The organism is Cobetia sp., from assembly GCF_983723665.1.
Window position 1 is genome coordinate 1 of sequence record NZ_CFDJES010000243.1, and the last position, 2,697, is coordinate 2,697.

Genomic DNA, 2,697 nt, shown 5'->3' on the forward strand with positions numbered 1-2,697 from the left:
GTTCGTCGACGATGATTTCGATCGCCTGCTGGATCGTCAGATGACGCTGTGGTGAGACTTGCGGCCACATGAGTGGCCCATGAGCGGGGGTGCTCCTATCGGGGAGTGGTGCAAGAAGAGGGGGGGGGCGCGCGACGGCATCTATAGTCGTTATTCCGTAGTGATAATATTTCTCATTATTTCTTGCATTAAAGTATGCGCGCCGTAAGATTCTCTTTCGGCGCAGTCACATGACCTGCGTCGCCGCCTTTTGGTGGCGGTCTGATTGCCATGATGTCCGGGAGCAGGTGTGACGTTACTGAAAGTGGTTCTTGCCCAATATCGCTGGTCCTTTCTTGGTGTGATCTTTCTGAGCCTTGTCAGTGCAGGGCTAGGCATCGGTGTCATTGCCTATATCAACCAGCGACTCATCGCGCATTCTGCCACCGTCCCCCTGGACGAGGGGCTTGCGGCCCATGTCGGGGTGCTTCCGGAGTTTCTTGGGCTGATTCTGCTGTTGCTTGCGATCACGCTGGGTGCACAGTTGGCATTGACGACGCTGGGGCATCATTTCGTGCATGGACTGCGCGGGCGTTTGGTCAAGCAGATCCTCGATACTGATATCGAGCGGCTCGAGCAGCTCGGCAGCGCCAACCTGCTGGCGAGTCTTTCGAGTGACATCCGCAACATCACCCTGGCGTTCGTGCGCCTGCCAGAACTGGTACAAGGCATCGTGCTGACCCTGGGAGCCGTGTTCTATCTTGGCTGGTTGTCTCTCGGCATGATGTTGATCACCGCCATCTGGGTGACCTTGACCATTATGGGGGGCAGCTGGATGGTCACGCGAGTCTATCGCCACCTGGCCGAGGTGCGTGAAGCGGAGAGTCGCCTTTATGCCGACTATGAGGCTGTCATCGACGGGCGCAAGGAGCTGGCGCTCAATCGTCCACGTGCGCGTGACTATTTCGACACCAGCTACAGTGTCAATGCCTGTGAGTATCGCCATCATGTCGTGCGCGCGGACACCTACCACCTGAGCGCCGTCAACTTCTCCAACATCATGATGCTGGGCGCCATCGGTATTGTCTTCTATCTGGCCAATGGCCTGGGATGGGCCAGTGGTGAAGTCGCCGCGACCTTTTCCCTGACTCTGCTGTTTCTGCGCACGCCCTTGATCCAGGCCGTGGGGGCATTGCCCACCTTGCTGGGGGCTGATGTGGCCTTTGCCAAGCTGCGCAAGTTGGCATTGGCACCGGTCAACGCCGATTTCGCGTCTCCTCGACATCCTGAGCCGCGCGGACATGATTCAACCGCAGGCACTTCGGCCGAGTCTGACTGGCAGACCCTGAGTCTACAGGGTGTCTGCTTTCGCTACGCCGGCCGCGAGAATATGGGACAGGACATTGCGAACAATGACACGCAGGCCTTCTGCGTCGGTCCGCTGGATCTTACCCTCAGGCGCGGAGAGCTGGTCTTCCTGATCGGTGGCAATGGCAGTGGCAAGTCGACCCTGGCCAAGCTTCTGACCGGCCTCTATCGGCCAAGCTCAGGCACGCTCTTGCGGGACGGGCACCCGATAGGCGAAGACGAGCGGGAAGCCTGGCGTCAGCAGTTCTCGGCGGTCTTCACTGATTTCCATCAGTTCGATCGCCTGCTGGGTCCGACCGGTGGGCCGGCAGACCCGGCATTGATCGCGCAGTGGGTCGACTACCTGCAGATGCGCGAGAAGCTGGTGCTTGAGGAAAACCGTGTGATCAATACCGAGCTGTCTCAAGGGCAGCGCAAGCGACTTGCGCTGTTGATGGCAGTGGCAGAGCGTCGCGACATCGTGTTGTTGGATGAATGGGCGGCAGATCAGGACCCGCAATTCCGCCGCATCTTCTATCGTGATCTGCTGCCGCGTCTGCGCGAGATGGGCAAGACGGTCTTCGCCATCAGTCACGATGATCATTATTTCGGGCAAGCGGATAGATTGTTCGAGATGCGCGCCGGCAAGTTGCAGGAGTTGTCGGGTGCCCAGCGTGATCGTATCAGTCGGGACGCTGTGGCGCGCCTGGATGAAGCGTGACCGGGAAGACGAAAGCGCATACCTGCCGATGCCCTGCAAGACGTCCCACGAGCTGGGCATCGTCTGAGCGCTGGGCAGAAGAACATGGACGAAGATGGAAGACGCGATGCAGGTAGCAGACGCAAGAAGTCGCAACGCCAGGACGTGAGCCCAGGAGACGGTCTCATGTGATGTGTCAGGGATGATGTCCGGCTGCAGAGTGAATCGCCCCTCGGGGTGTTGCAGTCGGTAGGACGCGCCATTCTCGGGATTGCATGCAGGTACATGCAGAACGGTGTGTCACCGCAAGTTACATTTGTTGAATACGAATCATCCTAATTCCATTCCGCATTGGATATGAGCGTGCCAGTGAGAGACGCCACGAGACGGAAGGGGAGATTGACCATAAACGATCGTTACAAGGGAACACGACATGCCAAGATACCTATCATCACGACAGGCAGCTGCCCGGCCGGCACCTGCACCGTATTCATATGCCGCTCTGTCACAAGCCCCACTGTCTCACACCATACGGCTCTGCATCGCGGCATGGCTCCTGTCACAGTCCGCCATCGTGCTGGCCGCCGAGACCGATGGCACCATGGTCGTGGTCGGAACGGCACTGAAAGTCGATGCGCCGCTGGTGGAGACGCCGCGTCCGGTCTCGACGG

Annotated in this window: 1 protein-coding gene; it reads left to right on the forward strand. The window is 58.9% G+C overall.

Features of this window, described 5'->3' with window-relative positions:
• Nucleotides 1–289 precede the first annotated feature (289 nt).
• Nucleotides 290–2,047, forward strand: a complete 1,758-nt coding sequence (locus AC4FAH_RS14390; protein ID WP_287021028.1) for a multidrug ABC transporter permease/ATP-binding protein — start codon at nucleotides 290–292, stop codon at nucleotides 2,045–2,047.
• The last annotated feature ends 650 nt before the right edge of the window (nucleotides 2,048–2,697 follow it).